The organism is Vogesella mureinivorans, from assembly GCF_007644035.1.
Lineage (GTDB): Bacteria > Pseudomonadota > Gammaproteobacteria > Burkholderiales > Chromobacteriaceae > Vogesella > Vogesella mureinivorans.
In genome coordinates, this window is the sequence record NZ_VMTV02000493.1 from 1 (window position 1) to 279 (window position 279).

Annotated in this window: 1 pseudogene; it reads right to left on the minus strand. The window is 70.6% G+C overall.

What is annotated here, in order from left to right:
* Positions 1-279, minus strand: a pseudogene (locus FLQ44_RS23700) (transglutaminase TgpA family protein); the annotation flags it as partial.

Below are 279 nucleotides of genomic sequence, written 5' to 3' on the forward strand. Positions count from 1 at the left end.
GCGTGTCTCGAACAGGAAATCGTCGACGCTGTCGCGGCCCAACGGCGGTGGCAACAGTGTGTAGGTGAACTCGCGGTTGAAGCGCTCCAGCGCCTCGCGTACCAGCTGGGCTTCGTCGAGACCGCGCGCGCGCCAGCCGGCTACCAGCTCGGCGGTGCGCGGGTTGTAGCCGCCGGGCAGGGCCACGAACTGCTGACGGAGCTGGCGCGGCAGATCGGCATCGAAGCGCGCGTCCGGTGCCGAACGCAGGCGATGGCGACTGAGCGCGGCCAGCGGTCG